The organism is Bacillus xiamenensis (genome assembly GCF_000300535.1).
Classification (GTDB): domain Bacteria; phylum Bacillota; class Bacilli; order Bacillales; family Bacillaceae; genus Bacillus; species Bacillus xiamenensis.
In genome coordinates, this window is the sequence record NZ_AMSH01000087.1 from 1 (window position 1) to 9,181 (window position 9,181).

The window sequence follows — 9,181 nt, forward strand, 5'->3', positions numbered from 1 at the left end:
ACGGGACGTCTAGGACTGGCCCTGACCATTCATTCAGTAGGTCTTGCTTTTCTTCTTTCGTTAAGATTGATAGTGTTGAGATTGGCTGATTCAGCTTCGCCATCAGTTCGTCTATGATTTGTTCAAAGTATCGACTCCAGCGCTGAATGGTACTCTTTTTAAACAGTGCCGCTGCATACTCAAAGCGAAGACCCACTTGATTTTGTTCCTCAAAGACACCGAGCGTTAAATCAAATTTTGCATGAACCGTTTCTTGCTGCTTTTGCGAAAGCTTTAGCCCATTTAAATTCGGTAACGTCAGGTCACGATCATCTGTTGTCAACATGACACTAAACAACGGATTACGGCTCGTGTCTTGCGGAAGATCTAACTGCGCAACCAATTCCTCAAACGGGAACGCTTGATGTTCATAGGCTAATAGGTTGTGATCTTTGATTTTTTCAAGCAGGTGCTCGGCGGTTTCTTCTAGCTGAACTTCATGCCGAAGAGCTAGTGTATTCACAAACATGCCTGGAATCCGTTCGAGTGACGCATGCGTACGTCCAGCCGTCACAGCACCTATGACGATGTCTGTCTGCCCAGTTAATTGATGAAGGAAAAGAGTAAAGGCCGTTTGCATGACCATGTTCAGGCTCACACCTTTTTCAGCCATAAGCGCTTTGATGTGCTGCGTCTTTTCAGCAGACAGCCATCTATCGACTCGATCTCCTTCAAATGACTGAACACTAGGGCGCGGAAAATCAAGCGGAAGCACCAAATCCTCTGGCGGCTGTGCATATTGCTCCAGCCAATACTGCCTCTGTTTTTCAAGCAATGCTTGCTGCTTTTCTTCCTGTTGCCACACCGCATAATCCTTGTAGTGAAGCTGAACTGGCGGTAATGCCTTTTTCTCATACAGCTCGGCCAATTCTTGAATGAGCAGACCACGTGTGACACCATCTGCAATAATATGGTGCATATCCATCATGAACATATATCTCTCATCAGAAAGCTTTGCCACCTTCGCCATCATCAATGGTGCATGGTGTAATGAGAATGGTGTGATGAATGCTTCTATGGCAGATTGTTCCTGACCGCTCTCTACTTCAACAACCTCTAACGTAAACGGCACACGTCGATATACTTTTTGAACTGGGACACCGTCAATTTCAACAAAGGCTGTCCGCAATGATTCATGTCTGTCAATTAATGCTTGAAGTGCTTCTTCTAGCTGCTTCAGGTCAAGGTTTCCTTCCATCATTAACACTGCTGGCATATGGTAGGTGACTGCTTCTGGATGTAGCTGCTGTAACACGTACATCCGCTTTTGTGCAGACGAGACAGGATAGAAGTCTTGCTTTTTCGCTGGCTGAATGGCTGTGACCGCCGCAGAATCAGCTTCTTCCAAATATGCCGCCATCGCCCGTATGGTTGGCTTTTCAAAAAGGACTTTGAGTGGCACATGTTTGTTCAGCTTAGCTTGCATCTTTGATATGAGCACCATGCCTTTGAGAGAGTGCCCCCCTAATTCAAAGAAATGGTCATGAACACTGATTTGCTCAATTCCAAGAACATCTGACCAAATATCACAAAGCGCCTGCTCAAGCGCTGTTTCTGCTGCTGCGTGAACTGTGCGGCTCATATGTGCCTCATGAGGAAGCGGCAGAGACTTCGCATCCACCTTGCCGTTTTGTGTAAGCGGAATATGATCCACTTTGACAAAATAGGTTGGAATCATATAATCAGGCAGTGTCTCTGAAAGCTTTTCTCTAAACACCAGTGTTCCAATAGGTTCAGGCGCTGTATAATATAACGCTAGCTCTGGTAAACGGGTCATGTGAATCACTTTGACATACACTTCTTGAATGAATGAAAGTGCCCGTGCGGCATGCTCAATTTCTTGTTTCTCAATTCGATAGCCGCGAATTTTCACTTGGTCATCTACTCTTCCAAGAAACTCAATGTCTCCATTTGCATGCTGTCTGACCAAATCCCCTGTTCGATACATCCGCTCTTGAGGGAAAAATGGATTTTCAAGAAAACGCTCTGCTGTTAATTCAGACTGGTTCAAATATCCTCTCGACACGCCTTCGCCTGATATATAGAGCTCACCCGGTGCGCCATATGGGACAAGGCGATGCTCACGATTGCATACAAGCGCGCTTGTGTGAGCAATTGGCTTTCCGATTAAAGAACGCTCCTTCAAAGCATCCAGCTCATGCGGTGTGATCAGCTTGGTGACTGTACCAATGGTTGTTTCCGTCGGACCGTAATGGTTCATCACTGCCACGCAAGGATGGTGCTTCATAAATGTCTCAACATCCTTAGGAACAATGGGTTCTCCTCCAAGTACAACAAGGCGCAAAGCATCAAATGCATACTGCGGAGAGTCTGCCATCATATGAAATAAGGATGGTGTCATTTTGATATAAGTCAGCTCTTGTTCATCAATAAAACGCATGAGACACACAGGGTCTGTATACACGTCTTCACGAGGAACATAGAGTGCACCCCCTGCTTTTAAGACAGGGAAAATGCTTGTGTAACCAAGGTCGTATGCATAAGAAGACAGCAGTGCGGTTCGATCACATTCTTGCATTGTCACCTCATTGGTCAGCCAGTTGACGTAATGAGATAGATTACGATGCGTGAGCTGTACGCCCTTCGGCTTCCCTGTTGTACCCGACGTATAAATCACATAAGCCAGCTGATCAACCGATACTTCCGGCAGGTCTAGCGAATGGTTTTGACGCACTGCTTTTTCAACATGTACCACCTGAATTGATTTGTGATACTGATCGGAATCGAGCAGAGACTCATTTGTCACGATGACTTGTGCCCCTGAATCTTCTAATGTGTAGCGGATACGTTCCGCAGGAAAAGCCGGATCAATTGGCACAAATGCACCGCCTGCTTTCATCACACCGAGCATCGATACGATGACATAGACAGAGCGATCAAGGATGAGCGCCACAGTGCTTTCTTTCTCTACGCCTTGAGCCTTCAGTTCACCGCTCAGTGCATTCGACATGTCCTCAAGTTCACGGTAGGTGAGCTTCCTTTGATCATCCATGACCGCCATGGCATCAGGTGTTTCCTTTGCTTGACGAGAAAATTGCACATGGAATGGCTCATGCTGACTCGTTTGTCCATCGTCTCTTTTCTCCAAACGCTCCATTTGCTCTTGTTGATCCAATAGATTGAACAAGCCGATCTGTTCATCTGGATGTAAAACCGCCTCACGAATAATCGTCAGAAGATGTGTTCCAAAACGGCGGATGGTCTCCTCTTTAAATAACGCCGTTGCATAGTCAAGACTTAGCTTTAATTCTCCCTCGCGTTCAAATGCTTCTAGAGACAGATCAAATTTGACCGAGCGATGTTGAATAGCATAAGGCGAAATGTTCAGATCGCCGAGCTTTAAAGCCGGAATCTCCATGTTCTGCATATTAAACGAAACACTAAAGAGCGGGCTCCGGGTTGTATCGCGATCAAGCGGAAGACGCGCAATTAACTCTTCGAGCGGATAGCTTTGATGTGCAAAAGCAGCTACACTCGTTTCTTTTATTTCTTCAAGCAGCTGTAAAAACGACTTGGTTTGTTCAGGTTTCCCGCGCATCGCAATGGTATTGATGAACATCCCCGGCATATCCTGTATATCCGGATGTGTCCGCCCTGCAACAGGCGAACCAACGATGATATCTTCCTGCCCGCTATAGGAAGCGAGCAGCACTTGAAAGGCGGATAATAAGAACATGTACAAGGTCGTATCCGTTTTCTGAAGCAATTCATGAATGCGCTGAGTCGTCGCTTGATCACAGCCAAACATCACCCGTTCTCCTGAAAAATCACGTTCCGCTGGACGCGGGTAGTCTGTTGGTAAATCTAAAACCGGTATATCTCCTTCGAATTGCTTCAGCCAATACGCTTCATGCTCACGCTGTTTCTCCGTTTCTTCTGCACTTAACTGCCAAACAGCATAGTCTTTATAATGAATCGGTCTTTCTGCAAGCGTTTCTCCATCATAAGCCTTTGCCAAATCTTGAATGAACGTCTTCATGGAGCTGCCATCTGTAATCAGATGATGTGCTTCCACAACTAGAAGATGACGGTCCTCACTGACTTTAAGCAGCTGTGCTCGCAGGAGAGGAGCGGCTGTCAAGTCAAATGGCGCCTGACGTTCAGAAAGAAACGCCTCTGCATCTTCTTCCTTTACAACATGGACGGGAAGATGAAATGCAGCTCGTTCATGCACCCTTTGAACAATGTGTTCCCCTTTCATATGAAAGCTCGTTCTTAAGATTTCATGCGTTTGAATCAATTCATCAAACGCTGAGCTGAGCCGCTGATGATCAAGTGTACCTTCAAGCGTTAAGACGATCGGAATATGATAGTTCGTGCTCTCAGGTTCAAGTGTTTGCAAAATGTATAAGCGGCGCTGAGCTGGTGACACCGGATAGTCCTCCGCCTGCGCTGCCGGCAAGATCGGATGTACCTGCTCTTGTTCACCATCCTGATCGATAGATGCCGCAAGTGAGCGAATCGTTGGTTTCTCAAAAATCTGTTGAATTGGAACTTCCTTTTGAAACACTTCTTGAATCTTCGCTGACATCATCATCGCTTTGAGTGAATGCCCGCCAGCCATGAAGAAATGCTCGTCTATTCCAACCGTTTTCCCCAGCAGCTCCTCCCAAATATGAGCAAGCGCCTTTTCCGTCTCGGTTTCAGGCTGAAGAATCTTGATGTCTTCACCATGCGCTTCGTCTGGCTTTGGTAATGCTTTTCGATCGACCTTTCCGTTTGAGGTAAGCGGGAAAGCCTCTAGCTTCATGACATGATGCGGCACCATATACGCAGGCAGCGCTCGATTGAATAGAGTCCGCACTTCTTCTTCTGTGATCGTGCCTGTATAGTATGCGGTTATTTCTTTTTCATCTGAAGAAGACTCATGGACGATTACAACCGCATCATCTATACCCATTTCTTGCTGAAGAACCGTTTCAATTTCACCAAGCTCAATACGGAAGCCGCGAATTTTCACTTGATCATCTGTCCGGCCTAGGAATTCGATCTGACCGTCAGAGTTATACCTAGCCATATCTCCTGTTCGATACAAACGTCCTTCAGGCCTAAAAGGATCCGCGATAAATGCTTGCTTTGTTAAATCTGGGCGATGGAGATATCCCCTTGAGACGCCATCACCGCCAACATACAGCTCTCCTGGCGCGCCAATTGGTTGAAGCCTTTGATTGTCATCTAAAATGTAAGCGGACGAATGATTGATCGGCTGACCAATTGGGATTGTGCCCGTTTCATCCCCTCTCACCTCGTAAATGGTCGAGATGGTGGTGTTTTCTGTTGGACCATATGCATTCAGCAAGACAAGTGATGGATGACTCTTTTTCACAAGCTCTGCACTCTTCACATTGATCACATCACCACCTGTGATCAATTTGGACAACCCTTTAAACATCTGCGGCCGCTGCTGAGCGAGCTGATTAAATAATCCAGTCGTTAAAAAGAGCACCGAGATCTGATGAGTTTGGATAAATTGTTCAAATCGATTGATGTCTAATAACGTGTCACGGTCAACAGGATAAAGCGTCGCCCCATTTAACAATGTCGTGAAAATTTCAAAGGTAATCGCATCAAAGCTGACTGCACCTGTATGCGCCATACGATCCGACACGTTCAAACTCAATTTTTCCTGAGAACATGCTAATCTCACAATATGCTGATGCTCAATTTGAACACCTTTTGGCTGGCCAGTTGATCCTGACGTATACATGATGTACGCCAACTGCGCAGGAGACGTCTGGACTGACAATGGCACGTGTGAACGCTTAGACAGCTCTGACACATTGACAGCTTGGATGCCTTCATGAGCTGGCGGCTGACTGTCAGCATAGAGCAAAATCGATACGCCGCTGTCTTCAAGCATAAATCGGATTCTCTCCTCAGGCTGGGATGGATCAATTGGTACGTAAGCAGCACCTGCATGAAGAACTGCTAATATGGACAGCACTGCATCTGCTGATCGGTTCATATACACAGCAACGGCATCCTCGGACTTTACTCCGTTTTCAGCCACCAAGCTGCCAGCTATGCGATGAATTTCTTGGCCAAGCTCCTTATAGGTAAATGACCGATCTCCTTCGACTAATGCAAGATGATCTGGCTGCGTTTGAATGCGTTCTTTAAGAAGCTCAGGAATAGACAGATGCTTCGGATAATCTCGACCTGTCTTGTTCCAAGCTTCAATCTGCTGTTTTTCTTCATCTGTGATACATGTCACTTCATGAAGGCGAATTTCCGGGTTGTGGATGATCTGCTTCATGAGATGGGTCAGGTGTTTCGATATATGTTCAATGACCTTTTCTTCAAAAGCCTTCGCATTGTATTTGATTTTCAATGTCCATGTTTCACCTGGATATACAAGTACATTTAGATCGAAATTCGTTTGCTCAAATCCGTCTTTTACATCAATCGAAAAACCTAGACGCGCAGACATGGTGTCACCAGATAGCTCTTGATCTAAAGGATAGTTCTCAAACCCAACCAAGTGATCGAAGAGCTGTCCTCCAGCGGCTGTCTGCTGCTGAATGTCATAAAGTGGCATAAAATCATAGTTTTCCGCTTCCAGCGCATGCTTTTGAACCTTTTGAAACAGCTGTTTGAAGGTGTACGCCTGATCTATTGTCACCCTGACTGGTATCGTATTAATAAACAGCCCTGCCATACGTTCTATACCAGACACACTTGGCGGTCTTCCTGATACGACTGTTCCGAAAGTGACATCATCTGCCGCATGGTATGTGCCTAAAAGAACTGCCCAGACAGCCTGAAACATATTTGGCGGTGTCACTTGGCAATTTCTTGCGACCTCTTGAATGGTATTGACCATTTCAGCATCCCATGTGAACGTCCATTCCTGATGGTCGTATTGTCCGCCCGTCTCTTTCTGATGCAGCAGTCCTTGATGCTGAACAGCACCAGCTAGACGCTCCTTCCAATAGCCTTCCGCTTCTTGTTTATTTTGCTTTCCAAGCCACTGGATATAGTCTGCATAAGGTTTACCTTGTGAGCGATCCGGCGTTTTGCCGTTTCGATAAGATTCATAGTAATGAAACAGCTTTTTCATCAAAACACCCATGGACCAACCATCCATGATGATGTGATGGTTGCTCCAAATGAGATGCCAGTTTGTTTCATTTAGCTGGAAAACAGCGACTTTCAATAACAGATCATTCGTTAAGTGGAAGCCTTGTTTTCTCACTTGCTTTTTATATTGTTCTAGTACCTTTTGCTGTTCCTGATGATTCATGTGAGATAGATTCTCTCTATGCACCTCTAAATGACGTTCTGCCAATACAACCTGACGAGGCTTTTGTAATTGCTGATATACAAAGGCTGTACGGAGAATGTCATATGTGCGTATGAGCTCATTGAGACTTTTTTCAAAAAGATCGAGATCGAATTCTCCTCTTATTCCAAGCTCTAGCTGTGTGAAATACGAGGAGGAATTAGGATCTAGCATGGCATGATACAGCATGCCCTCTTGCATTGGCGTTAAAGGATATACCTTTTGAATCTTCTGTTTGCTCATAGTTCACCTCTTCGTTTGCTTAAAATATATCCATCAGCTTTTCAAGTTCATCCATGGTAAGATCGTCATCCCCTACATCACTAGGTGTGATCTGAGTCTCATCCTGTGATACACAATGTGAGATTAAGGCCTTCACGTTCTTTTCTAGAAGTTCCTTGAATTGCTCCATCGTACGCTCTTCGAATTCAAGTTGATTGTATGAAATCGTCATATGGAGCATGCCTTGTTCTACGAATCCAACAATATCTAACGCATGAGGTTTCTCTGATTCAGGGCTCAGCGATTGTCCTGCATGCCACGCGGATCGATTCAGCTCACCGCCGCCGATCTGTTCATCAAACTGACCGAGATAGTTGAAGCTGATTTCTGGTGTGACATCAAATGCAATATCACTTTTCATCTTGTCAGGCGTTAAGTATTTTAAAATGCCATAACCGATTCCCTTGTTCGGGATGTGCCTGAGTTCCTCTTTTAAATATTTGATTTGATAAGGAAGATCGTCTGTATGCGACATATCTAGTAACACGGGATACATGCTCGTAAACCAGCCGATTGTCCGTGACACATTAACCGCTGGAAGGATTTCCTCTCTTCCGTGTCCTTCAAGGTGAATCAAGTGTCTGTCTTCACCTGTCCACTCTTTCATGGACCATCCTAATGCTGTCAGCAAAATATCATTTATGTCCGTATGATAAGCCTCATGTACATCCGTCAGCAGGCTTTCTGTTTCCTCTTCAGACAAAGTAAAGCGGATTGTCTTCGTATGCAGCATTCTTTGATCCTCCGTGACATGATCCTTCTGAAGCGGCGTGATTGAATGCGCAAGTACCTTTTTCCAATAGGCCCTTTCCGCTAGCAGATCGTCTGAAACAGCGTATTCTGTCAGCTTTTGGGCATATTCTTGGAATGAATGTGTTTTTTCAGGAAGTGTTAGGGCTTCCCCGCGTTTCGACTGTTCATAAAGAGCCATGAAGTCTTCAAGGAAAATACGCCATGACACACCATCAATGACAAGGTGATGTACCGCTAGCAATAAGTGATCTCCCTGATCCGTTCGGAAAATAGCAGGTTTTATTAATGGTCCCTCTGTTAAAGAAATACTCGCCTGCGCTTCATTTGCCAGCTTTTCCACCTGCACAATTTGCTGTGATAGCTCCCCTTTCACTTCTATCACGTCAACTGCTACATTGTTTTCCTCTACTCCTCGATGACGCTGGATAATGCGTCCTTCTTCTATTGGATAAACCATTCGCAAGGCATCATGATGGATCATCAGCTGCTCGAGCACCTGCTTAACAATTGCCTCATCCAAGCCATTTGGCGAATGGAGCATAACGGACTGGTTCCAATGATGCTGGCTACTAAAGTTGCGTTCAAAGAACCAGCGCTGAATCGGTGTTAAAATGACTTACAATTAGAAAGCTTTTTGTCATGTTGTCGCATGAAGCATCATCGAGAGATTCCAATGGTGTTGATTTTCGAACCTCCGTTCAAAGAACCAGCGCTGAATCGGTGTTAAAATGACTTCCCCTTCGACCGGTGATTGATCTGCTGTGAGAAGGTCTGCTTCTTCGATATATGGGCGAAGCTCCGCAA

General features: G+C 45.3%; 2 protein-coding genes. Both read right to left on the reverse strand.

The features are described 5' to 3' along the window. Positions 1-7,585: amino acid adenylation domain-containing protein (locus tag BA1_RS17460; protein WP_008361832.1), on the reverse strand; the 7,585-nt coding region annotated here is incomplete at its 3' end. A 19-nt stretch (positions 7,586-7,604) separates the two neighbouring features. Continuing rightward, positions 7,605-8,990 (reverse strand): condensation domain-containing protein, encoded by a 1,386-nt coding sequence (locus tag BA1_RS17465; protein ID WP_337459926.1) that lies wholly within the window; start codon positions 8,988-8,990, stop codon positions 7,605-7,607. Positions 8,991-9,181: the final 191 nt, after the last annotated feature.